General features: G+C 72.6%; 18 protein-coding genes. 13 read left to right on the top strand and 5 right to left on the bottom strand.

Annotation, left to right across the window (positions count from 1 at the left end; genetic code table 11):
• Positions 1-192 precede the first annotated feature (192 nt).
• The gene (locus V4Y03_RS00185; protein WP_317873448.1) at positions 193-762 is read left to right on the top strand and encodes a DinB family protein; all 570 of its coding nucleotides are present in this window, start codon (positions 193-195) and stop codon (positions 760-762) included.
• Between the two features lie 8 nt (positions 763-770).
• Here V4Y03_RS00185 and V4Y03_RS00180 read toward each other — a convergent pair whose 3' ends face one another.
• The 5 genes from V4Y03_RS00180 to V4Y03_RS00160 all read right to left on the bottom strand — a co-directional run bounded on the left by V4Y03_RS00180 (position 771) and on the right by V4Y03_RS00160 (position 9,664).
• A complete protein-coding gene (locus tag V4Y03_RS00180; RefSeq protein WP_332433448.1) occupies positions 771-2,204 on the bottom strand; it encodes a hypothetical protein in 1,434 nt (477 codons plus the stop codon).
• Between the two features lie 180 nt (positions 2,205-2,384).
• Complete coding sequence (locus tag V4Y03_RS00175) at positions 2,385-5,429, bottom strand: hypothetical protein (protein WP_332433447.1); 3,045 nt, start codon at positions 5,427-5,429, stop codon at positions 2,385-2,387.
• Positions 5,430-7,292, bottom strand: a complete 1,863-nt coding sequence (locus tag V4Y03_RS00170) for an HSP90 family protein (protein ID WP_332433446.1) — start codon at positions 7,290-7,292, stop codon at positions 5,430-5,432. It abuts the gene before it with no gap.
• Between the two features lie 142 nt (positions 7,293-7,434).
• On the bottom strand, positions 7,435-8,412 hold the full coding sequence (locus V4Y03_RS00165; RefSeq protein ID WP_332433445.1) for a hypothetical protein: 978 nt from the start codon (positions 8,410-8,412) through the stop codon (positions 7,435-7,437).
• A gap of 487 nt (positions 8,413-8,899) precedes the next feature.
• Entirely contained in the window at positions 8,900-9,664 is a 765-nt protein-coding gene (locus V4Y03_RS00160; protein ID WP_332433444.1) for a TetR/AcrR family transcriptional regulator, read from the bottom strand.
• Positions 9,665-9,923: 259 nt separating this feature from the next.
• Here V4Y03_RS00160 and V4Y03_RS00155 point away from each other — a divergent pair, with 259 nt between their 5' ends.
• The 12 genes from V4Y03_RS00155 to V4Y03_RS00100 all read left to right on the top strand — a co-directional run bounded on the left by V4Y03_RS00155 (position 9,924) and on the right by V4Y03_RS00100 (position 24,409).
• Positions 9,924-11,444: a flavin-containing monooxygenase gene (locus V4Y03_RS00155; protein WP_332433443.1), complete on the top strand. Its 1,521-nt coding sequence runs from the start codon at positions 9,924-9,926 to the stop codon at positions 11,442-11,444.
• Positions 11,445-11,464: 20 nt separating this feature from the next.
• Positions 11,465-12,427 carry an AurF N-oxygenase family protein gene (locus V4Y03_RS00150; RefSeq protein WP_317873455.1) on the top strand — a complete coding sequence of 321 codons (963 nt, stop codon included), beginning with the start codon at positions 11,465-11,467 and terminating at the stop codon, positions 12,425-12,427.
• A gap of 137 nt (positions 12,428-12,564) precedes the next feature.
• The gene (locus tag V4Y03_RS00145) at positions 12,565-14,175 is read left to right on the top strand and encodes an FAD-dependent oxidoreductase (RefSeq protein ID WP_332433442.1); all 1,611 of its coding nucleotides are present in this window, start codon (positions 12,565-12,567) and stop codon (positions 14,173-14,175) included.
• 180 nt (positions 14,176-14,355) lie between these two features.
• Positions 14,356-14,655, top strand: coding sequence for a hypothetical protein (locus V4Y03_RS00140; RefSeq protein ID WP_332433441.1), 300 nt, complete (start codon positions 14,356-14,358; stop codon positions 14,653-14,655).
• A 140-nt stretch (positions 14,656-14,795) separates the two neighbouring features.
• Positions 14,796-15,398: a TIGR03086 family metal-binding protein gene (locus V4Y03_RS00135; RefSeq protein ID WP_332433440.1), complete on the top strand. Its 603-nt coding sequence runs from the start codon at positions 14,796-14,798 to the stop codon at positions 15,396-15,398.
• Between the two features lie 136 nt (positions 15,399-15,534).
• The gene (locus V4Y03_RS00130) at positions 15,535-16,758 is read left to right on the top strand and encodes an aminotransferase class V-fold PLP-dependent enzyme (RefSeq protein WP_332433439.1); all 1,224 of its coding nucleotides are present in this window, start codon (positions 15,535-15,537) and stop codon (positions 16,756-16,758) included.
• Positions 16,743-18,077: an extracellular solute-binding protein gene (locus V4Y03_RS00125; protein WP_332433438.1), complete on the top strand. Its 1,335-nt coding sequence runs from the start codon at positions 16,743-16,745 to the stop codon at positions 18,075-18,077. The genes V4Y03_RS00130 and V4Y03_RS00125 overlap by 16 nt, the downstream gene beginning before the upstream one ends.
• A gap of 2 nt (positions 18,078-18,079) precedes the next feature.
• Positions 18,080-19,111: a carbohydrate ABC transporter permease gene (locus tag V4Y03_RS00120; protein WP_332433437.1), complete on the top strand. Its 1,032-nt coding sequence runs from the start codon at positions 18,080-18,082 to the stop codon at positions 19,109-19,111.
• On the top strand, positions 19,108-19,923 hold the full coding sequence (locus V4Y03_RS00115) for a carbohydrate ABC transporter permease (RefSeq protein ID WP_332433436.1): 816 nt from the start codon (positions 19,108-19,110) through the stop codon (positions 19,921-19,923). Before V4Y03_RS00120 ends, V4Y03_RS00115 begins: the two co-directional genes overlap by 4 nt.
• A 5-nt stretch (positions 19,924-19,928) precedes the next feature.
• Positions 19,929-22,040 carry an alpha-galactosidase gene (locus V4Y03_RS00110; protein WP_332433435.1) on the top strand — a complete coding sequence of 704 codons (2,112 nt, stop codon included), beginning with the start codon at positions 19,929-19,931 and terminating at the stop codon, positions 22,038-22,040.
• A gap of 60 nt (positions 22,041-22,100) precedes the next feature.
• Positions 22,101-23,132 carry a LacI family DNA-binding transcriptional regulator gene (locus tag V4Y03_RS00105; protein ID WP_317874791.1) on the top strand — a complete coding sequence of 344 codons (1,032 nt, stop codon included), beginning with the start codon at positions 22,101-22,103 and terminating at the stop codon, positions 23,130-23,132.
• A gap of 80 nt (positions 23,133-23,212) precedes the next feature.
• A complete protein-coding gene (locus tag V4Y03_RS00100) occupies positions 23,213-24,409 on the top strand; it encodes an MFS transporter (protein ID WP_332433434.1) in 1,197 nt (398 codons plus the stop codon).
• Positions 24,410-24,651 lie beyond the last annotated feature (242 nt).

Raw genomic sequence — 24,651 nt, 5'->3', positions numbered from 1 at the left:
CCGGTCGTACCGGACCCGGGCGACGTCGGCCGTCGAACCGCCGGTGACGGCGAGGCATGTGTGCGCACGCCTTTTATCAAGGCATGAAGTTATGAGGTGGCTGTGTACGCGTCAAGCCTTCGCGCGCCCCGCGGAGTCCGGAGACCGCCCCTGCCGAAATTCGGTGGCGGTCCGGGGCCCTGATGGATCAGCATGCGCCACATGAACGATCAACCTGAGCGATGGACCCGGGCCACCGTCTACGCCGACATGTGGGTCGACCCGGACGACGACCCCCGCGAGCTGGACGGGCCCCCCTCCGAGGGCGAACTCGCCACGCTTCTCGACTTCCTGACGGGCTATCGGCTCACCCTGCGGATGAAGTGCGAGGGCCTGGACGCGGAGCAGCTGGCCCGTCGCTCGGTCCCGCCGTCCACGATGTCGCTGCTCGGCCTGGTCCGGCACCTCGCCGAGGCCGAACGGGACTGGTTCAACTGGATCACCGACGGCGAACCGCTGCCGAAGATCTACGGCCCGAAGGACGCGGACTTCCACGGAGCCCTCGCCGAACAGGCCCTGGTCGACGAGGCGTTCGCCGACCTGGAACGCGAACAGGCCCTGGTGGACACCACGCTGGCCGAGCACCCGGACCTGGGCGAGCGCCTGGGGAAGGAGCGGATCGCGGTGCGCGAGCTGATGGTGCACCGGATCGAGGAGTACGCCCGCCACTGCGGGCACGCCGACCTGCTGCGGGAGTGCGTGGACGGACGGGTCGGCCAGTAGCGGCCCCGCTACGGGAGCCGCGTCGCGTCCACGTCCGCCCCTGTGGCCCGCACGAGCTCCATCACCGCGTCCGCCACCCCGCGCATCCGGGGACGACGCAGGTCCAGGACGGCGCCGTGGACCGAGACGGCCCGGCCGGCGAGCAGGTTCATCAACGGCCAGAGGGCCTCCGAACGGACGGGAAGCGTGAGCTCCCGGCCGTCGGGGGTGACGACCTTCGCCGGGGTGACACCGGCGAGCAGGTTGGTACGCGGCCAGTCGACGTCGTACGAGCGGCCGTTCGGACTCACGCGGAGAACCACGTCCCGGGTGTGGTGGAGCAGCGCCAGGTAGTTCATCGGCACCGTGACCCGCCGCTCCGCGTCGAGCGCGGGAACACCGTCCGCCGGACCGACCCTGATCAGGGTGTCCAGGCACGGACCGTGCGCCTGGAAGGTCGTCGTGCCGCACATCTTCAGGAACCGGGCCCGCACCAGCCGGCCGCCCCGCCGGGACCACCGCCGGCCGACGGAGCCGAACGCGCCCCCGGGACCGGGCAGGAACTCCACGAGCCGACGGTCCTCCTCGCCCGGCTCGGTCACCGGCGCCCGTTCCTCGCCGGGACCGTGCGCCAGGGCCGCGTAACGGGCCGCCGTCTCCGGGCCCAGCCGTCGGAGGTCGACCACGTCGCCGTCCATGTCGACACCGCCGACCGACCACGAGACGCGCATCTGCTCCAGCTGCCGCCGGGACCGCCGGGTCACGTCGGTCAGTTCCCCGTCCAGACCGATCACCCGGCAGGTCCGCGTCCCCGCGAGCAGCAGGCTGCGCGGCCACAGGACGCTGATCTGCGGCGCGGGCCCCCGGCCGGGCGGATCGGTGGCGGCGAGGGGCGCGTCCGCGACGAGCACGGCCAGCCGGCCCGCGGTGACCGCCGACAGACACAGGGGCGGTACGCGCACCTCCTCGGTGATCTCGAAGACCCCGAACTCCGCCCCGTCGTGCCCCCCGTTGTCGTACACCCGGAGCCGCAGCCCGATCGTCGGCTTGACCTCCGAGGGATCGTGGTCGCCGACGTACGTGGTGTACTTGGCCTCCGTGTCCGGGTCGTACCGTACGAACGACGCCTCCAGGACGTCCGCCCGCACCAGCCGCGCGTCCAGCGGCCCCGGCCCGGAGCGCGGGGACCACACCACGAAGCTCTCCGGCCCGTACGCCTCGCCCCGCTCGCTCGCCCGGTCCCCGGAGGCGATCCTCGGGAACCGCTTGCGCGCCGCCTTGACGGCCGAGACGGGGATCATGACCGTACCCACGAGGCCCAGGGCGGCAGCGGACAACACCCAGACCGGGTCGGCGCCCTCCGCCCAGGCGATGTACGCCACGACGAGGAAGGCCGGACCGGCCAGCCCACTGACCAGCGCGAGCAACAGATTGCCGACGAGCACGCCGCCGTAGCCGCGCAATTGGACCCTCCTTCGGTCGGGTACTCCCCGGATCATGGTTCTTGTTGGACCCGCGCCTGAGAAGGGGTTCCGGCGAACTTTCCCGAGACGGTGACGACCGGGGGCCGTCTCCGGGACCCAGGAGGTCCCGGAAACGGCTGACAGGAGCCGGTTGTCCGGAGCCGGCCCGCCCGCTCGCCCCTACTGGCGCGCCACGAGATCCCGGCGCAGCGAGTCGAGAATCCCGGCGGCCTCCGTGAGGTCCGCCTTCCGGCAGCGTTCCGCCGCCGTCGTGAGCCGGGCGACGGCCTCCTGGAACCGCCCCAGGCCGTTGCCCTCGACGAGCGCGGCGAACCGGACCGCCTCGGCGCGCGGAAGCTCCCCCCGCGGCCCGCCGCGCTCGTGGTCGGCGACAGCGGCCTCCGCCTCGGCCAGGGCCTCCTCGAAACGGTCCGCCTCCGCCAGGACCCGGGACCGGCGGTAGTGCACCTCGCCGCTCTCGTACCAGGACGCGAACTCCTCCGTGCCCTCCCCGTCCTCCGGTACGGCCGCGAGGACGGCGTCGGCCTCGTCCAGGTACCGCAGCGCCGCGTCCACACCCTCCGCCTCCCTCGCCATCACGGTGAGACGGGCGAACTCGCGCATCATATGGATGATCAGGGAGGGGTTCGGCGCCTCGGCGTGCGACGCGACGGCACGCGCGTACGCCAGTTCGGCCGCCTCCCAACGGCCGCCCATCGCCAGGGCCGTCGCCGCGTCGGCGGCGACCAGCGTGTGGACCGAGCGGTCGTCCTCCCACGTGGCCACGGTGTCCGCGAGCCGCAGGAACTCCTCGGCGGCCGGCAGGAACTCCTCCAGCTCCCGCAGTCCCCGGGCCAGGTTCAGCCGGGCCTGGGCCAGCATGCGCTCGTCGAGCGAAGGGGCGGCCTCGTCGGAGAGCACGGACTCCAGTACGGCGACCGCGTCCGCCTGCTGCCCCCCGCGCGCCAGCACGTCGGCGAGCTGGAGCCGTACGTCGGTCGCCGCCTCGCGCTCGCCGTCCTGGTCGAACCGCGCGGCGGCCTCGGACAGATGGCGCACCGCGCCGGCGGAGTCCCCGAGGTGCGAGGCGGCGTGGCCGAGCAGCGAGTACGTCGGCGCGAGCGGGAACTCCACGTCGTCGTACCGGACCGCGTCCGCGATCGCCCGGTGCAGCAGCTCCGAGGCCTCCGCCGCCCCGTCCCGGGTGAGCAGGACCTGCGCGAGCAGCGCGCGCGGGCGGGAACCGCGCCAGGGCCGCCCGGAGTCCTCGATGTGCTGGAGCGCCGCTCGCAGTTCGGACTCGGCCAGGACCGTGTCCCCGCGCCGCAGCGCCAGGTCCGCGACGAACTCGCGTGCCCGGGCCGTGTGATGGGGCATGGAGAGGCGCTCCGACTCCGTACGCAACGTACGGGCGGCCTCCTCGAACCGCTCCCACGTGGCCTCGGGGGCGTCGGGCAGCTGCCGGTGCACCTCGTGGTAGGCGGCGAAGGCGGCGGCGTACAGCACGACGAGGTACGCCAGGACGCGTTCCTGCGCCAGATCGGCCCCGGACGACGCCTCCGCCTCGCCGAGCGCGTCACCCGTGAACGGCACCTCGGCCTTGAGCCGTTCGGCCTCGCCCAGAGCCGCGTCGAGGGCGGCCCCGAGCGCCTCCGCGTCCTTCCGCGGGGTGCCGTCGGCGGGCACGGTGTCCGCGCCGTCCGCCGCCGCACGGTCCCCGGCTTCGTCGGACGCCGCCGCCCACGCCAGCGCGCGCGTCCGCGTGGACAGCGCGTGCCACGGCATCGAGAGCCGCTCGAACAGCTCGGTGGCACGGTCGAGTTCGGCGATGCTCTCCGCCTCGCGCTTCTCACCCGAGAGCTGGAACGCGCGCTGCTCGGCGAGCGTCGCACGCAGCCGGTCCTCGGGGCCGAGGCGATCGTCGTAGGCGGTACCGCCGTCGGCGAAACGCTCCGCGACGTGCTTCCAGAGCCGGGTGGACCCGGGATGCCCCAGCAGCGACAGCCGACGCGCCTCCGTCACCAGCTCGAAGAAGTCCTCGGGAACGCTCGTCCCGGCCGGCGCCACCGCCTCGGCCACCGAAGTCACCGAGGCCGCAGGAGCCGCCGAACCCGGCGAGGCGGCCGTACGCAGTCCCAGCGGCAGCGGCTCGTCGAGCAGGGGCCGCCGGGCGAGGCGCGCCCGGCGGCGATCGCCCACGGCCGCCGTCCCGTTGCGCGCGTCGAAGGCGGCGGCGAGCCGGTCGGCCTCGGCCCGGACATGCGCGGTGAGCATCCCCGCGGTCCAGTTCCGGCCGGGCGGGCCGGCCACCGGCGTGTCCGTGTGCCCGTCCTCGACGAGCCGGGCGGCCAGCACCTCGACGCCGGTGAGGAACTCCAGGTGCGCCAGCGGAGCCCCGGTCGCCTCGAACAGCGGACGGTTCTCCGCGAGGATCTCCAGACCCCGGCCCTCGTTCCGCGAGAGCGCGCAGAACTCCAGGTGCAGGCCGACCTCCTCCTGCGTGCCGGTGTTGCCCCGGACCCGCCGGTAGCCGGTGAGATGGTGCGAGCGGGCCTCGTCCAGCCGGCCGAGGCGCAACAGCGGAAGCAGGGCGTACGCCTGGCTCACCTGCGGTTCCTCGGTGCAGCTCTGGGCCCCGCCGAGGACCGGACGCCAGATGTCGAGCGCCCCGGCGTCGTCGCCCGACGCCGTCCGGTGCCGGGCGAGGTGCCGGGTCTCGCAGGCCCCGCAGTCGCTGAGATGCGTACGCGGCCGGGTCACCCACAGGTCGTACGCGTCGGCGACGTCCGTGCCCGTGTGCGACGCGACGTGGTAGCCCATCGCGGCGACCGGCTGCATGCCGTGCCCGGCCGCCGCGTACCGCTCGCGCATCTGCCCGATCCAGCCGCGCACGGCGGTCAGCGGCAGCTCGGGCACCTGGAGCAGCGAGGTCGTCACCCACTTGAAGCGCCAGAAGACCTGCTGCGCTTCCCAGTCGCTGAACGCCTCGGGGGCCGAGTCCCACAGCTTCAGCAGCCGGGCGAAGGCCACGGGCGACTTGCGGTGCTCACCGGTGAACTCGTACGCCGCCATCAGCTCCAGCAGGGCCGTGACCAGGACATCGGGCTTCTCGAAGACCTCGGCGGCCTCGACCAGCTCCTCGGCGGTCACGGTGCGCGGCAGACCGTGGGGGCGCTCGTCGTTCTCGCGCAGCGCCTCGACGACGCCCTCGGGGGTGTCCAGCATCTACAGTTCCTTCCGGGGCTCGGAGCCGGGCGCCGCCGTGCCGGGGTCGTGCATGGCGTGGGTGAGCAGGCCGATGAAGGCCCGGTTGAGCAGGGCGCTCTCGCTCGCCCGGAGCGGGCGGCGGCTGAGCAGCAGGGCCTGGCCGTACAGGGCCTCGGCGGTGGTGACGGCGAGCCCGCGCTCGGAGATCGTGATCGCCTGCCGGACCAGCGGGTTCAGATGGTTCAGGACCAGCTGGGCCCGGGGGGTCTCGTGGCGCAGGGAGCCGAGGATGTCGGCCCAGAGGCCGTCGCTGTCGGCGGCCATGCTCGACCTGGTCCGCTCGTGCCGCGCCTCCCGGTTGTCGAGGAGCAGCGCGGGCGCGGTCACCGGTTGGAAGTCCCGCAGGACGACATCGCAGTCGTGGACGGCGATCGTCTCCCTGGCGAGGGAGAGGAACGCGGCGGCCCGCAGCTCGGCGGCCGGGTCCACGGCGTCGAGATGGGCGGTGACGGTCGCCGGATCGAGGTCCGTGACGGCCGTGCCGGGGCGGATCTCTGGAAGCCGCAGCACCAGGTCGCGGTCGTAGGTGTACCCGCCGTTGACGACGCCCAGGCCGGCTGCCGCCGCGATCGGCGCGACCTGGCGGAACTCCTCCACACTGCGGGTGACCAGCAGCGTCGGGTGCGTCCGGGCGAACTCCTCAAGCGTGACGTTGCCGTCGGTCGTCTCGAACGGCAGCCACGGCAGCACGATGCGCAACAGCTCGTCGTCGTGCCGGGCGAGCGCCTTGACCGCGAGGTGGTGGGTGTCGATGAAGCGGTGCAGCAGCGAAGGATCGCTGGCGGCCAGCCCGGTGAGCCAGTCACGGATCCGCTCGCCCAGGGCGTCCCGTACGGCCGACAGGGTGCCGTCCTCGTACAGCGCCTCCCGCGACGCCGTCGGCCGCAGGCTCGTGGTGTCGACCACGCAGCGTACGAAGAAGGCCCACTCCGGCAGCAGTTCGTGCGCCTGGTCGGTGAGCAGCATGCCCTTGAGGTGGACGCGGTGCCCCCTGCGCTGCGCCGGGCTCACGGCCGTGGGGAGGACGTAGGCGACGCCGTGCAGTCCCGCCGCCGGCAGGTCCAGCTCGATCGCGTCGAGCGGGGTGAAGTCGAAGAGCTCGCGGCAGTACGCGGTCATCGCCTCGCGCCGGGCCAGCGGGGAGCGGTGGGTACGGTCCCACGGCGGCGCCTCGTTGACGCGGTGTCCGGTGCCACGCTGGTCGACGACGGTGACCTCGTGCCGCAGAAGGCCGCCGTAGTGCCGGGCCAGGGACACGACACGGTCCGGGTGCGTCCACTCGGCGTTGTCGGCGCGCGGGGTCAGCCGGACGGTGGTGCCCGGCTCGGGGACGGCGGAGGCGGGCAGGGCCCGGATCGTGTAGCGGCCGTCGGAGTGGCCGCGCCACTCCACGGCGGGGGCCGAGGGGTCCTTGGCGGACCGGCTGAGCACCGTGATCTCGTCGGCCACGACGAAGCAGGCGAGCAGCCCGATGCCGAACTGGCCGATGAAGTCGCCCCGGGCGGCGTCGAGCCCGGCGCCGTCGAGCACGCCGTCGGGGGTGCGCTTCGAACTGCGTCCGATGGTGGCGAGGAAGCGGTGGACATCGGCCTCGGTCAGGCCGACGCCGCTGTCCGTGACGGTCAGGGTGTCACCGGTGCGCACGGTGATGGTGCCGGGCGCGGAGGGGTCGAGGGCCTGCCGTGCGGTGATGGCGTCCACGGCGTTCTGCAGCAGTTCGCGCAGATAGACGCGAGGGCTGGAGTAGAGGTGGTGGGAGAGCAGGTCGACCAGACCGCGCAGGTCGACCTGGAAGGTGTGAGCGGATTCGGAGTGGGGCACCTGGCGGAGTCTTTCGGTGGTCGCGCCGGCGCGATGAGGGCGCCGGCGACGGGACGGACGGGAGTGGTCGGGCGTGGTGCGCGGGAGCGCGCCGACGACGGGGGCCGGGCGGGAGCCGCGCGTGCCCCGCCCGGCGGGCGCCTCAGCGCGCGGCCGCGGACCGGAGCATTCGGTAGGCCGCGGCGGGGTCGGACCCGTCCAGGTAGTACCAGGGGAACTCGGTGACACGGCCCTCGGTGGCCCGGAAGCACTCGCGGGCGGCGGAGGGCTCGCCCGCGAGGGAGAAGGCCATGGCGAAGGTGTTGAGGACCTGGGTCCAGCCGTCGCCGCGGACGAAGTCGGGATGCCGGTAGGAGTGCTCGGCGGCCCGGTGCAGGGAGGCCTTCACGTCGTCGCGACGGATGTACGCGGCGTCCGGCCCCGAGTCGAGCGAGAGCCACTCCTCGATGTGGGCGACGGCGACGAGCTGGCCGAGCAGCGTGCCGCCGGGGGCGCCGAAGGCGGCGTCGCGGGCGAAGGCGTGCATCTCCTCGTGCGAACCGCCCCACTTGTCGCAGACCTGCTGCAACTGCTGCTGGTGCGCCCGCAGATGCTGGGGGTCGCGCCGCACGGTCGCCTCGAAACGGCGCCGTGCCATGACCTGGCCCACTTCGAGACCGCGTCCGGTCACCTGGAGGGCGTACCAGGGGGAGACCCACCCGGGCTCGCGCTCGGCGACCTCGTACAGCCATTCCTCCGCGGTGCGCAGACGGGAATGGAACACCTCGAACTGCTCGCGCGAGACCTGCGAGGCGCGGGCCGAGGTACGTGCCTCCCAGCCCCAGTTGATCTGACGGATTCCGGCCACGAGCCGGGGGAGCGGCGCTTCCGGTTCCGCTTCGACGACGTGCGAGAGCCAGCGCTCCGCCCCGGCGGTCTCCCCGACGGCCCACAGCAGACCCACGCGGCCCTCGCTCTCGGGACGTGCTTCCAGCACCTCCCGCACCGTCGCCCAGTCCGCCGCCTCGGCTGCCTCCCGCACCTGTCGTACGGCGGGATCGCCGGAGTCCTTCTCCACGCGCGCGGGGGGCCGTCCGGCCCATTTCCCCAGCGTGACCCCCCAGTCACCCAGCAACGCCATGTGCCCACCCCTTGCCGTGTCCGAACGGGGAGGCCAGTGATCACCCTCTCCGTGGAGGTAGTGACTATCACGCGCGACCGACAATCGCACACCTGTTTACTCGTCGCTCCCGCCGGCGCGGATTCACTCGGTGCGCCGGGCGAACAGGACCTTCGCCAACAGGTCGCGGGTGAGGGCGAGGTGGGACTCCTCGGGGTGGGTGGTCAGCCGAATCCTGATCCAGGCCTCGTCGAGGCTCACTCCGGAGACCCGGGAAAGTCTCCTGGCCTGCCAGGAGGTGATGGGAGACCAGATCCAGCGACGTTGTCTGAGCGGCTTCAGGCGCTGATCAATGAGGCGGCGGCACAGACGGCACCGAGCAAATCGGATGATACCGGCACAGGGCGGACATGGGCCGGGTCCGATCGGCGCCGCCCCGCCTCGATCTCCCCGGCGGGCCCCGATCCCCGCCGCCCCGCCCCGGCCGCTCCCGCCCCGATCGGCCCGGTCAGCGCCGCCCCGCCCCGCCCGCCCGGCTCTCCGACAGCGGGGGAGCGCCGGGCGGCACGTCCGGATTCGGGCCGATCGGCTGGTCCGGGTCGAGCCGGAGCCCCAGCCGTGGCGTGGCCGCCGAGAGGATGCCCCACAGTGCGTCGCTCAGAAAGTGCGTCAGGTCGTCGAGGGAGCTTCGCGTCCCGGGATGGGCGGCCCAGTGGTTGACGACCCCGTCCACCAGCCCGACCATGCCGAACGCCAGGTTGAGGCTGAAACCCGCCGGCGCCCGCCTTCCGTCGAGCAACTGGACGGCGTACGAGTCCAGGAGCCGCGCCAGGTCGCGGGCGACGGCGGTGCGCGTTCCCGTCACGGCGGGGGAGCCGGTGACAGGAAGCCCCTGCGGGCCCGTGCCGAGGAACTGATGGAGCCGCGGGTGCTCCGCCACCCAGCCCACGTACGTGCTCGCCGCGAGCTCGATCGCGCCCCGGATCGTGCCCTTCGGGTCGAGTGCGGGGGACAGCGCGGCCATCAGGTCGTCGAGGATCCGGGCCCGGATCCGCTCGTCCAGATCCTCGCGGCCGGGGAAGATCCGGTAGACGACGGAGCGGGGCATCCCGGCCTCGGCGCCGATCGCCGCGACGCTGACCGACGTGCCCTCGCGGGAGATGACGGTGAGTGCGGCCGTGAGGAGCTGCTCGCGCCGCTCGGCGCGGTGGCCGGTCCAGCGGGTGTCCCGGCCGTCCGGCCTGCCGTCGTTGCGCATGTGTCTCTCCGCCACGGCGTGGATCGTACCCGGCGGGCCCGGCGCGCCCCTGGCCTCCCCGCTTCGCAAGGGGTGGCGCAGATCGCGTTACCGTCGGTACCCTGGACGCGGTGACACAGGTAAATTCCCGTTACCGGCCCGGGAGTTCCCACCGGCCCGGGGCCGGCCGTTCCACCTCCGTACCGTAGGAACGCACCCGGAGGCCGTGGCGCCGGTCCCGCGCCGCACCGCCCGCCACGAGACACGTGCGGGTCGGCGACAGAGGGGGATGGACATGGAGTACGAGCACGTCGACGTGCTGATCATCGGCGCGGGCCTCTCCGGTGTCGGCGCCGCCTGCCACCTGGAGTCCGGCAACCCCGGCACCACCTACGCCATCCTCGAACGGCGCGCCGCGATCGGCGGCACCTGGGACCTGTTCCGCTACCCGGGCATCCGCTCCGACTCGGACATGTACACCTTCGGCTACGGCTTCCGCGCCTGGCACGGCACCAAGGTGCTCGCCGACGGCTCGGACATCCGCCGCTACGTCCGGGCGACGGCCGAGGAACACGGCGTCGGCGACCGCGTCCTCTTCGGCCGCAGGGCCGTCCGGGCGGACTGGTCGAGCGATGAGGGGCGCTGGACCGTCGAGACCGTGGACGAGACCACCGGCGCGACCGAGGTCCGCACCGCCCGCTTCCTCGTCGGTGCCACCGGCTACTACGACTACGACGCGGGCCACCGCCCGCGGTTCCCCGGCGAAGAACGCTTCGGCGGCACGTTCCTGCACCCCCAGCACTGGCCCGAGGACCTCGACCACACCGGCAGGCGCGTGGTCGTCATCGGCAGCGGCGCCACCGCCATCACCCTCGTACCCGCGATGGCCGGCGCCGCCGCCCACGTCACCATGCTCCAGCGCTCACCCACGTACATCATGGCGCTGCCCGCCGACGACCCGGTCTCGGTCGTCCTGCGCCGGCTGCGCGTCCCCGCGCGGCTCGTCCACCGGATCGGGCGCGCCCGCAACATCGCGCTCCAGCGCGGCCTGTACGCGCTCTGCCGCAAGGCGCCCCGGACCATGCGCCGGATCCTCCTCGCCGGGGTGCGCGCCCGCCTCGGCAAGAGCGTCGACATGCGCCACTTCACCCCTGCGTACAAGCCCTGGGACCAACGGCTCTGCGTCGTGCCGGGCGGCGACCTCTTCACGACGCTCAGGAGCGGCAGGGCGTCCGTCGTCACCGACCACATCGAGACGTTCACGGAGACCGGCGTCAAGGTCGGGTCCGGCGAGGAGATCCCCGCCGACATCGTCGTCACGGCCACCGGCCTGCGGATGCAGCTCGCCGGCGGCATGGAGATGGCGGTCGACGGGAAACCCGTCGTCACCCGCGACCACCTCCTCTACAAGGGGGTGATGCTCGACGGCGTGCCCAACCTGGCGATGATCATCGGCTATACCAACGCGTCCTGGACCCTCAAGGCCGATCTCGCCAGCGGCTACGTCAGCAGGCTGATCGCACACATGGACCGGCACGGACACACCAGCGTCACCCCCGTCGCCGCCGAGGCCGACCGCTCCTCGGTGTCCGTCATGGGGGAGTCGCTGACCTCCGGCTACATCGCGCGCGGCGACACGATCATGCCCCGCCAGGGCACCCGCGACCCGTGGCGGATCCGGAACAACTACTACCGCGACCGCCGCGCCCTGAGCCGCTCCCCGATCGAGGACCGGGCGCTCCGCTTCGACCGTACGACCCCGGAAACAGCACAGGCACAGGCACAGGCACAGGGACGATCACCGGCACGAGGGTGACGAGGGTGAGGACAAGGACGATGACGACCGGCCGAGAGACCTACCACGAGAGGCTTCAGACCCTGTCCGAAGCCTCGGTGCACATCCACTTCGACGCGTTCACCGACATCGACTGGGACAACCCCGACCACGCCATCGACCCGACGGACCCCCGCTGGGTACTCCCCGCCGCCGACCCCCTGGGCGGACACCCGTGGTACCGGGAACAGCCCCTGGAGGTCCGGGCGAGGATCGGCCTCTGGCGGTACGCCAACATCGTCAAGGTGGGCATGCAGTTCGAGAACGTCCTGATCCGCGGAGTGATGGACTACCTCTTCGCGCTACGGAACCAGAACCCGGAGTTCCGCTACCTCACCCACGAGGTCACCGAGGAGTGCCACCACACCCAGATGTTCCAGGAGTTCGTGAACCGCTCGGGCGCCGACGTGCCCGGCGGCCGGCGTTCCTTCCGCGTACTGAGCCGCTTCCTGCCGCTCGCCGGATCCCTCGTTCCCGAGTCGTTCTTCACCGGCGTCCTCGCCGGCGAGGAGCCCATCGACCACCTCCAGAAGGCGATCCTGCGCGGCGGCGAGGACATGCACCCGCTCATGCGACGCCTCATGCAGATCCACGTGGCCGAGGAGGCCCGTCACATCTCCTTCGCCCACGAGTTCCTGCGCGCGAAGGTCCCCGGCTTCGGCAAGGCGCGCAAGGGCGCCCTGTCGATCGCCTTCCCGGTGATCATGCGCGTCCTGGGGGACGTCATCGTGGTCCCCGACCGGAAGACCGCCGAGGCGATCGGCGTACCCCACTGGGTGATCAAGGACATCTTCTGGAAGTCACCCGAGGGCGAGAAGCTGCTGCGCGACCTCTTCGCCGACGTCCGGACGCTCGCCGAGGACATCGGCCTGATGAACAAGGCGTCACGCCGGGTCTGGAAGGCGCTCCGCATCGACGGCCGCCCGTCCCGTTACCGGGGCGAACCCTCCCGGCTGACCGCCTAGGGGGTGTCTTGACGATCGGGCCGGGCTCGCGGGGCCCTCATCCGGCCCGATCGACAAGACACCCCTGGGCAGCGCCCGGAAAGTCCCGACCGACGCGCCGACGACACCGGCCACCCATGAACGGAGAACCACTCCCCATGCCCTATGTCGTCACCCGCTCGTGCTGCGCCGACGCCTCGTGCGTCCTGGCCTGCCCGGTCAACTGCATCCACCCCGCCCCCGGCGAACCCGGTTTCGGACAGACCGAGATGCTGTACGTCGATCCCCGCACCTGCGTCGACTGCGGGGCCTGCACGACGGCCTGCCCGGTGGACGCGCTGAAGCCGCACACCCGGCTCACCGAGGCGGAACTGCCCTTCCTGGAACTGAACCGCGCGTACTACGCCTCCGACCCGCACCCCGACCGCACTCCCATGGCCCTCGTACCGCCCCAACGCCGGGTGGAGGCACGCGGGTTACGGGTCGCCGTGGTCGGTGCGGGACCCGCGGGCCTGTTCGCCGCCGACGAGCTGCTACGGCACCCGGGGGTGAGCGTGACCGTCCACGACCGGCTGCCCACCCCGTACGGGCTCGCCCGAGCCGGGGTGGCACCCGACCACCAGGACACCAAGCGCGTCGCCGGGCTCTTCCGCGCCATCGAGGACCAGCCCGGATTCACCTACCGTCTCGACACGGAGATAGGCCGTGACCTCCACCACGAGGACCTGGTCCGCGACCACCACGCCGTGGTCTACGCCGTGGGCGCGGCCAGGGACCGGCGGCTCGGCATCGAGGGCGAGGAGCTGCCCGGCAGCGCCTCCGCCACCGACTTCGTCGCCTGGTACAACGGCCACCCCGACCACAGCGCCACCACCTACCCGCTGGACGGCGAACGGGCCGTCGTCGTCGGCAACGGCAACGTGGCCCTGGACGTGGCGCGGGTGCTCACCGCCGATCCCGAGACGCTCGCGCACACCGACATCTCCGACCGCGCCCTCGCGGCGCTGCGCGCGAGCCGCGTCAGGGAAGTCGTCGTACTCGGACGCCGTGGACCGGCGCAGGCCGCGTTCACCCTGCCGGAGCTGCTGGCCGTCGCCGCCCTCGACGGCATCGACGTCGTGGTCGAGGGCTGGCCGGCGGACGTCCCCGCCGACGCCACGCCCAAGACGAAGGTGCTGGCCGAACTAGCGGCCCGCCCCCGTGTGCCGGGACGGCGCCGCATGGTCCTCCGCTTCCTGACCACGCCGACGCGGATCGTCGGCGACGACCGGGTGACCGGTCTGACCGTGGCACGCACCGAACTGCGCACCGAGGCCGGCACCGTACGCGCGGTACCCACCCAGGACACCGAGACCCTCGGGGCGTCACTCGTCCTGCGCGCGATCGGTTACCGCGCCGAACCCGTCCCGGGGCTCCCGTTCGACGGGACGACCGGCACGGTGCCCCACGAGCGGGGCCGCGTCGAACCCGGCGTCTACGTGGCCGGTTGGATCAAACGGGGCCCCACGGGCTTCATCGGCACCAACAAGTCCTGCGCGGAGGAGACGGTCGCCGGGCTCCTCGACGACTGGGCGGCCGGCCGGCTCACCGCCCCGGCGGCGGCCCCCTCGGACCTCGGGGACGCCGTCGGCCTCGACGGCTGGCGGGCGATCGACGAGGCCGAACGCGCGGCGGGCCGCCTCCAGGGCCGCCCCCGCGTCAAACTCGTCGACAGGGAAGCGCTGCGCGAGGCCGCCCGCACCTCCGCTCTGGGGCGTACGACCGGCTGACCCGGGCCGCCGGGGACGCGCGTCCACGAATCGGTGCGCGGGCCGGTCCGTCGAGTGGTCCCGACGACCGGTCCCGTCGAGTGGTCCGTCCGATGGGGAAGGAGGACGCTGGAAGGGAGCGCGTCCGGGTCTTGTGGGCGTACCGCACGGAGCGCCTGCCCGGTCGGGAAAGGCCGCGTCATGCGCATGCTGCTGAAGGTTGAAATGGACACCAAGGCCTCCAACGAGGCCATCCGGCAGGGGACCCTGCAGAAGGCGATGGAGAGCTCCATGGAGGCGCTCAAGCCCGAGGCCGCGTACTTCACGGTGGAGAACGGCTGTAGGACGGCGTACATCTTCTTCGACCTGGTCGAGCCCTCCCAGCTGCCGAAGGTCTCGGAGCCCTTCTTCCTCGGGCTGAACGCCAAGATCCACTACTCGCCGGTCATGAACCCCGAGGACTTGGCCAAGGGCCTCTCGGCACTGGCGGACGAGGGCTGACGAACAGGGGCCGAAGGGCGCGTCGGCGGGGGCGGCACGGTGTTCCCCGGCCCCGAGGAATCACACGTCCCGCCGCCCGATGAGTTCGGGTGCCGTCGCCGGTCCACCCTCCGGAACCGTCACACTCCAAGGAGCGGCAGATGACCGACACGGCGACCTTCGACCTCGGACCGCAGGCCAGGATCGTGGCCCGCCTTGCGGCGGGCGTCAGGGACGCGCGCCTCTCCGACCGAACGCCCTGCCCGGACTACGAGGTCGGTGAACTGCTGGGCCATCTGACGGGCCTGGCCGCCGCGTTCCGCGACGCGGCGCGCAAGGATCTGGGCACGACGACGAACTCGGCCCCCGGCTCCGCCAGGTCGGCGCTGCCCGCCGACTGGCGTGAAGAACTGCCCCGGGTCCTGGACGAACTGGCGGACGCCTGGCGGGACCCGGCCGCATGGACGGGCATGACCCGTGCGGGCGGCGTGGACCTGCCAGGAGAGATCGCGGGAGTGGTGGCCGTCGACGAACTGGTGGTCCACGGCTGGGACCTGGCCAGGGCCACCGGCCAGGAGTACGCACCCGACCTGACGGCCCTGCGCGCCTCGCACGCGTTCCTGACGGCGGCGGCGGAGGAAGGGGACCGAGGAGGCGGCATCTTCGGCCCCGTCGTCCCGGTCCCGGCCGCCGCCCCCCTCCTGGACCGCACGGTGGGCCTGAGCGGCCGCAACCCGTCCTGGACACCGCCGCCGGCGCCGTAGGGCGACCCGTACGAGCTCGTCGACGCCGGCGGGGGGAGTCTGTTCCGTCCGACCTCTTGTCGGCTCGCTCCCTCCGCCCTAATGTGAACCTTCAAATCCGGAGACAGCTGCTGGAAACCTTCTGTTAAGGCCAATTTTGAACGATCAAATTCATGCTCTCCAGGCCCCCCAGGGACCCGCGGAGGGCTACCTCGACCATGCGCGCGTCGGCCCGCTGTCGCGGCCGGCCGCCGCCGCGCTGGCCGCCACGACCGCGCTGGCCACCCGTGCGGCCCCCGCGGACCTGGACCGGATGTTCGCGCTGAGCGACGCCGCACGGGACGTCGCGGGCCGCCTGCTCGACGCCCGCCCCCACGAGATCGCCTTCGCGCCGTCGACCAGCAACGGCCTCTTCACCGTCGCCGCCGCACTGCGCGGCCCCGGCACCCTCCTGGTGCCCCGCGGCGAGTTCCCCGCCAACCTCTACCCGTGGCTGCGCTTCTCCGGCCGCGGCGGCCCGGACGTCCGCATCATCGACCCGACCGACCACCTCGGCGCCCCCTCCCGGCCGAGCCCCGCCGACGCCGCCCCCGACTTCGTACGGCACCGCCACATCACCCCCGACCTCCTGCGCCACCACCTCACCCCCGACGTCACCGCACTCGCGGTCAGCGCCGTCGACTCCCTCACCGGGCACGTCGCCCCGCTCGGCGCCCTCAAAGAGGTCCTCGGGCCCGACCGCCTGCTGATCGTCGACGCCATCCAGGGACTCGGCGCCGTACCGCTCGAAACCGATGCCGCCGACATCCTCGTCAGCGGCGCCCAGAAGTGGCTGCGGGCAGGCTGGGGCGCCGCACTCCTGATGATCCGCGACCGCTGCGCCGACCATCTGTCGCCCGGCATCGGCGGCTGGGCCGGCGTCACGGACCCCTTCGCCCCGCGGCACCCGGCGCCACCCCTGCCCGGGGCCGCCGCCCACCTCGCCACGAACCCCGACTTCCCGGCCGCCGCGGCCCTCGGCGCGGCCGTCGTCGACCTGTTCGCCCAGGGCGGCCCGCCCGCCGTCGGAGCCCGTATCCGCACCACCCTCGCCGAACTGCTCGACCGCGCCCGGCGGGCCGGCGCCGAGGTCCTCCTCGACGGGCTCGACCCCGGGGAACGGGCCGGCATCGGGGCGTTCCGACTCCCGGGCCACGACCCCGCCATCGTCCACCGGTCGCTCGAAGCAGCCGGTGTGATCACCACCCGCCGAGGCGAGTGGATCCGCATGTCCCCCCATGTCACCACCCCCGGCGCCGCGGCCGACCTGCTCGCCGACGCGCTGCGCACCCTCACCCACCGCACGACCCCTCTCCAGGAGCCGACATGTCCCACCATCTGAGCCGCCGCCACCTCCTCCAGCTCGCCACCGCCTCCGCCGCCGGACTCGGCCTCGCCGCCTGCGGCAGCGGAGGATCAGGCGGCACCGCCTCCGGCGCCGACGGTGACAGCGGGAAGATCACCGTCTGGAGCTGGACCTCCGCGGCGGAGGCCCTGCGCGGCGTCGTGCCCTCCTTCGAGCGGGCCAACCCGGGCATCACGGTGGAGATCCAGGACGTCGGCGAACCGGCCATCTGGGACAAGATCACGGTCGGCCTCGCCTCGGGCGGCAAGGGCCTCGCCGACGTCCTCCACATCGGCGTCGACTACCTGCCCGGCTACCTGGACAAGTTCCCGGAGGGCATCGCCGACCTGTCCCGGCTCGGCGCCGACAAGTACAAGGACGCTTTCGCCGACGGCCTGTGGCCGACCGTCATAGGGAAGGACAGAGCCGTCCACGCCCTGCCGTGGGAGGTCAACCCCCTCGGCCTGTTCTACCGCCACGACTTCTTCGAGAAGGCCGACGTCGACCCCGCTTCCCTCACCAGCTGGGACGACCTGATCGCCGCCGGACCGAAGATCCGCGCCGCCACCGGCGCCCAGCTGATCGGGCTGGACAAGCCCGGCACCACCCAGGACATGGACTTCTTCCAGAACCTGATGCAGCTCCAGGGCGCCTTCTACTTCGACCACGAGGGCAAGGTCACCCTCGCTTCCCCGGAGGCCGTCAAGGCCCTCACCGTCATCAAGCGGCTCAACGACGGCGGCTTGCTCGCCGACACCGCGGGCCAGGGCACCTGGAAGCGGCTGATCAGCCAGGGCAAGCTCGCCACCGCCTCGGAGGCCGCCTGGGCCGTGGGGTACATGGCCGAGAAGTTCCCCGCCCAGAGCGGCAAGTGGCGCGTCATGCAGCCGCCGGCCGCCGTCCCCGGGGGAGGACGCAGCGCCATCGTCAACTCCACCTACCTCACGGTCTCCGCCACCAGCAAGCGCCGCAAGGCCGCCTGGCGCTTCATCGAGCACGCGCTGACCAAGCCGGCCGAGATCAACCGCATGTACACCTCCGGCAGCGTCTTCCCCGCCCTCAAGGCGGCCTACGCGGACCCGATGTTCCAAGCGCCCCACCCCTTCTACGGCGGCCAGCGCGTGCTGAAGTCGCTCGTCGATTCGCTCTCCTCCGGATCCGAGGCGACCAACTTCACCAGCGACTACAGCCGAGCCCTCAAGCTCGCGAGCGACGCCCAGAGCCAGGTGCTCCTCAAGGGCGCCGACCCGGCCGGCGCCCTCCAGGCCGCCGCCGCGCAGCTCGCCCAGCAGACCGGCCGTCAGCAGGCGGCCTGACCATGTCCGTCACCCCTTTCGAGCGCGCCCCCGACAACCCCCCGACCGCGGCCGGCACCACCACGGGCACCGGGACGGCACCCGTCCCCGCGAAGACCGCAGGATCCACCGGCACGGCCGACCAGCCCGCCGGATCCTCCCTCGGTCACCGCCGTCACCACCGCCCCGGCCGTCGCCGCCTGACCCGCAGCTCCGTGCCGTACCTGCTGATCATGCCCGCGGTCCTGGGGTTCGCCACATTCAAGGCGTACCCCATCGCGGCCTCGTTCTGGATCAGCCTCACCACCGGCAACGGCAACGACCGCCGGTTCACCGGCCTCGCCAACTACAAGCGCCTCCTGGACGACCCCCTCTTCTGGACCGCGCTCAAGAACACCGCGCTGATCCTCGTCGTCCAGGTGCCGCTGATGCTCGGCCTCGCCCTGCTCGTTGCCCTCGCCCTGAACTCCGCCAAGGTCTGGCTGCGCCCGCTCTGGCGGCTCGGCGTCTTCGTCCCGTCACTGACCGGCCTGGTCGCCGCCGGCGTGATGTTCTCCGTCATCCTCAACCGTGACGCCGGACTGATGAACTGGGCCCTCTCCCTGGTCGGCATCGACCGGGTGAACTGGCTCGGCAGCCCCTTCTGGGCCCGCGTCGGCGTCGTCCTCGTCCTCACCTGGCACTACACCGGCTACAACGCGGTGATGTACCTCGCCGGACTCCAGGGCGTGCCCAAGGAACTGTACGAGGCCGCCATGGTCGACGGAGCCGGCCCGATCCGCCGCTTCTTCTCCATCACACTGCCCCAGCTGCGGCCGATCCTCCTGCTCACCGTGGTGCTCTCCACCATCGGCACCCTCCAGCTCTTCGACGAGCCGTACGTCCTCACCGGCGGCGGTCCCGACAACGCCACCCTCACGGTCACCATGTACCTCTACGACAACGGCTTCAAGTACTTCGACTTCGGCTACGCCTCCGCCCTCGCCTACGCCCTCGCGCTGATCGTCTCCGTGCTCGGCATCGTGCAGGTCCGCCTGATGGGAGAGCGCCGATGAAGTCCCGAGGCCCGCTCCTCACCCTGCTGCTCGCGGGCGCCTTCGGGCTCTGCGTCGGCCCGTTCTACTGGCTCGCCATGGCCGCCACCCAGGACGACAAGGACGTCTTCGCATGGCCGCCGAAGCTGCTCCCGGGCGGCCACCTCATGGAGAACCTCCAGGGCCTCCAGGACTCGATCGGACTCGGCCGCGTCCTGTTCAACACCGTGCTCGTGGCGGGTCTCCAGACCCTCGGCGCCGTCACCGTGTCCGTCCTGGCGGGGTACGCCTTCGCCAAGTTCGACTTCCGCGGACGCAACCTGTTCTTCGTCCTCCTGCTCAGCACCCTGGTCATCCCCGACACGGTCATGCTGATCCCGATCTTCCAGATGATGATGGACCTGGGCCTGATCGACTCGTACCAGTCCGTCATCCTGCCCGGACTCGTCACCCCGTTCGGCATCTTCCTGATGCGGCAGGCACTGCGCTCCATGCCCGACGAACTCCTCGACGCGGCCCGCGTCGACGGCGCGGGGGAGCTGCGCGTCCTGTGGCGGATCGTCATCCCCGTCAACCGCCCGATCATCGCCGCGCTCTCGCTGTTCGTCTTCCTCGGCGGCTGGAACCAGTTCGTCTGGCCGCTGATCGCGCTGCGCAGCCCCGAGATGTACACGCTGCCCGTGGCCACGGCCACCCTGCAGGGCCTCTCGACCACCAACTACGCGCAGGTGCTGCTGGCCAGCGCCATCGCGGCCATCCCCGTGATGGCCCTCTTCCTCGTACTGCAACGCCAGTTCATCTCCGGCCTGCTGGCCGGAGCCACCAAGGAGTGACCCCCGTGACCACCGCACCGCGCCACCCCGCCGGCGCGCCCACCGAAGCGACGCCCACGGATCCGGCGCTCACCGAGCCGACTCAGTCTGTCGAGCCCCAGCTCGACCCTTCCCAGCCCGTCCCTGCCCAGCCCGTCCCGGCCTGGCGCCCGAACACCCCCGCCGACGAGACCCCCGAGACCGTCGCCCACCACCCGGTAACCACCGGCCTGTCCGACACCACCGGCACCCCGGTCACCGTCCACCTCACCGTGCTCGGCTGCGACCGCCCGAACGCCGTCGTCACCACGCCCGAGGAGGGCGTCGCGCTCGTCGAGGTCACGGTGGCGACCGCGGCCACCGTCCGCGCCGAATGGCGGATCGCCTGTGTCGACGCCACCGCCTACTGGACCCCGGCCACCAACGCCTCCCGCTGGCTGCCGCCGTCCTGGACCGCGCCCCGGACCGTCTCGCTCGCCCTGGGCGCACCCGTCGCGGCCCTGATCGGCACCGGCGACCGGTCCCTGTGCACCGCCGCGGCGGGGGAGACGGCCGCGCCGGTACGCGTGGGCGCCGGAGTGGTGGAGGAGAGCGGCGAGTTCGCCTTCACCGTCGAGCAGGACCTCACCCCGGACGGCCCGCCGCTGCGGCTCCGGATCGACCTCGGCGACCGCCACTTCGCGAGAGCGCTGGAGGCCGTGACCACCTGGTGGGGAGAGGAAGCACGGGGACCGGGCCACGAAGACCGGCCCGCACACGACACGAACCCCACGGGCGGACCCGACCCCACCCACCCCGGCGTGGCTCCGGCCGCCCGCATGCCCGCCTACTCCACCTGGTACAGCCTCCACCAGAACCTCGACGCAGCCGTCGTGGAGCGCCAGGCAGCCCTCGCCGCGGACCTCGGCTGCGACAGCATCATCGTCGACGACGGCTGGCAGACCGCCGACCGCACCCGCGGCTACGGCCACTGCGGAGACTGGGAGCCCAACTCCGAGGCCTTCCCCGACCCGGCGGCCCACGTCGCCGAGGTCCACCGGCTCGGCCTCGCCTACCTCCTCTGGTACGCGGTGCCTTACATCGGCCGCCACAACGACGCCTGGGACCGCTTCAAGGGGATGATCCTGCGTGAGGTGCCCCAGCTGGAAGCGGCCGTCCTCGACCCCCGCCACCCCGAGGTCCGCGCGTACCTGATCGACAAGATCTCCCGCGCGGTCGAGGAGTGGGACATGGACGGCGTGAAGCTCGACTTCATCGACCAGTTCGCCGTCGCGGACCCGCCGCCCGCGCCGTCCGGCGCCGACTACACGGCCGTCCACGAGGGCGTGAGCCGGCTGCTCGCCGACCTCGACGCCCGGCTCCGCCGGACCCGGCCGGACGTGATCGTCGAGCACCGCCAGCCGTACGTCAGCCCCGGCCTCTGGCCGTACGCCACCATGATCCGTACCGTCGACTGCCCACTCAGCCCCGCCCAGAACCGGCAGGGCACCCTCGACTGCCGGCTCATCGCGGGACCGCTCGCGGTCCACGCCGACATGATCATGTGGCACGCGGCCGAGCGGCCCGAGGCCGTCGCCGTCCACCTGATCAATGCCCTGTTCTCCGTACCGCAGATCTCGGTCGACCTGGCGGCCCAGACCCCGGAGCAGCTCGCGACCCTGCGCTTCTGGCTCGGAGTCTTCCGCGGCCACGCGGGCGTACTCCAGCTCGGCGAGCTGACACCCACACGCCCCGACCTCGGCTACCCGCAGGTGCGCGCGAGCGACGGACACACCACGGTGGTTGCCCGCTACGCACCCCTGCCGGTAGCCCTCCCGGACGGAAGCGACGTGGACGTGGCCGACCGGGACGGGAACGCCGAAGGCACCCAGCCCCCCGGCCCCGGCGCCGACGGCAACCAGCCCCCCGAAAGTGACGCCGCCAACACCGGCGCGCGACGGCAGTGGACCCTGCTCGTAGCCAACGCGGACAGCGACCCCGTCGTACTCCTCACCGCCCGCCGCCCGGAAAGGGCCCTCGCCCGCGTCCAGGACTGCCGTGGTGAGATCCTGTCCGAGACCGTGCTCGACCTCGTCGCCGGAGTGAACCCGGTGACCGTGCCGACCGGTGGCCTGCTCACCCTGACCCGCGAGCACTGACGACCGGGGGCTGGGGGTGGTCACCGCCCCCAGCTCGCCGACCACCGCCCCAGAGGAACGATGACCGCTCGACAGGTGACCATCGAGGACGTCGCACGCACGGCCGGGGTCTCCCGCCAGACCGTCTCGAACGCCCTCAACGCCCCCCACCGGCTGCGCGACACGACCCTCGCCCGGGTCACCGCCGCGATCGAGGAGCTGGGATACCAGCCCGACCAGTCCGCCCGCAGCCTGCGCACCGGAACCCGCAAGGTCATCGGCTACCCCGCCCCCGCCGACAACCCGGCCGACCCCAACCCCCTGATGGGCGGCTTCCTCCAGGCGCTGGTCACGGCGGCGGACGCGGTCGGCCACCGCATCCTGCTGTTCCGCTGCGACCCCCGGCAGGGCGCCCAGGCGGTCGCCCGCTCCTTCAACGGACTGATCGCCGCCCGCCAGATCGACGGGTTCGTCCTCTCCGACGTCGTCCACGACGACCCGCGCGTCGACGTGCTCGCCGAGGCGGGCTTCCCGTTCGCCGTCTTCGGCCGTACCGCCCCCGGCCGGCCGCAGAACTGGGTGGACATCGACTCCGCCGCCGCCACCGCCGACCTCGTCGGCCGTCTCGTCGAGCAGGGGCACCGCAGGATCTGCTACGTGAACTCCGCGGCCTCGCTGCCCTGGCTCGCCGACCGTCGGGCGGGCTTCCTCCAGGCCGTGGCAGCGGCGCCCGACGGCGGCTTCGAGGTCAGCGTCCCCGACGACGAACCGACAGCCCTCGCCCGAGCGGTCCAGCGCCTGCTGGCGGGGCCCGACCGTCCCACCGCTCTGGTCTGCGCGGGCGACTGGCTCGCGCTGACCGCCTATCAGGCCGTCCGTTCGGCGGGCCTCGGCGTCGGCTCCGACATCGCCGTCACCGGCTTCAACGACCTCCCGCTCGGCACCCTCCTGCAACCGGCCCTGACCACCGTGCGGCTGCCCCTGGCGACCATCGCCGACGCGCTCGTCGACCGGCTCATCACCGCGGTCGAGAACCCGGCCGAAACCCCGGCGCAGGGCCTGCTCCTCCCGGCCGAAGCCGTCGTACGCGCGAGTACACCGGACATCCCCTAGGAGTGCCCGGAAAGTCCCGCTTTGCCCGCCTCGCAATTCGCTCCGCGAGGGCGGGCACCTGCGGGGATACGGTCGGCGGCATGGATGGTGAACGTCAGGGCTGGCTCCGCTGTCTGCTGGCCGGGGCCGTGTTCGTCGTATGCATGATCGGCACCACGTTGCCGACCCCGCTCTACCCCCTCTACCAGGAGAAGTTCGGGTTCTCCGAGCTGACCGTGACCGTCGTCTACGCGGTGTACGCCTTCGGGGTCATCGCCGTCCTGCTCCTCGCGGGCAATGCCTCGGACACCATCGGCAGACGGCCGACCCTGCTCTGGGGCCTGGGCTTCTCCGCCGCGAGCGCCGTCTGCTTCCTCTCGGCGGACGGCGTGGGCTGGCTCTACGGGGGACGGCTGCTCTCGGGCGTGTCGGTCGGCCTGTTCACCGGCGCCGCCACCGTGTACGTGTTGGAGCTCGCCCCGCGCGGCGGCGGGAGCCGGGCGACCTTCGTGGCGACGGCCGCCAACATGGGCGGCCTCGGATGCGGCCCCCTCCTCGCCGGACTGCTCGCGGAGTACGCTCCCGAGCCCCTGGTGCTCCCGTTCGCCGTCCATCTCGGCCTCGTACTCCTCTCCGCCGCGGTCCTGCTGCGCCTCCCCGAGACCGTCCGGGAGCGCCGGCCGATGACAGCCGTACGATCGCAGCTCCCCGCCCTGCCGGCCCAGGTGAGGAAGGTGTTCGTCCCGGCGGCCATCGCCTCCTTCGTGGGGTTCGCGCTCTTCGGGGTGTTCACCTCCGTCAGCCCCGCGTTCCTCGCCCGCTACCTCCACGTCGACAATCACGCGGTGAGCGGCCTGATCGTCGCCCTGGCCTTCTTCGCCTCCGTCGCGGGGCAACTGGCCGTCGGCCGCGTCGGCGTCGAGCGGTCGCTCTCCCTGGGCTGCGCGGTCCTCTTCGTCGGCCTCGCGTTCCTCGGGGGCGCGCTGTACACCGACCTCCTGGTGTTCGTCGTCCTCGCCGCCGCCATCGGCGGCGCGGGCCAGGGCCTGGCCTTCCGCGCGGCACTGAGCTCCGTCGCGGCGGCGGCTCCGGCGGACCGCCGCGCCGCGGTGATCTCGGCCCTGTTCGTGGTGGCGTACGCGGGCATCTCGATCCCGGTCATCGGAGTCGGCCTCCTGGCCGACCCCATGGGCCTGGAAGGCGCGGGCCTGGTCTTCATCGCCTGCATGCTGGCCCTGGTCGCCGCCGCGGCGACATACCTGCTCCGACAGCGCCCGACACCGGTGAAGAGCCGATGAGCCGGGGCTTGAAGTTGCCACTGCGGCAACTTCTACCGTCGCCACCAGGACCGGAACCTCCGGCCCGGTGGCGCTTTCGTGAGGGAGCCGGCTTCGCCCGGACGAAATCCCGTGTGTACCCCGCCGCCCGACGGGATCACGAGCTGCCGCCGTGCCGCGCCCGGGACGGCGGTCGTTCATTGCCACTGCTGGCCGTTGGTACGGGGCGCTTCGACGGCGGCTGCTCCTTCGAAGGCGAGCTG

Origin of the sequence: Streptomyces sp. P9-A4, assembly GCF_036634195.1 — a bacterium.
GTDB lineage: Bacteria > Actinomycetota > Actinomycetes > Streptomycetales > Streptomycetaceae > Streptomyces.
Note: the sequence above shows the minus strand (reverse complement) of the source record. Positions and strands in the feature narration are given on the sequence as shown.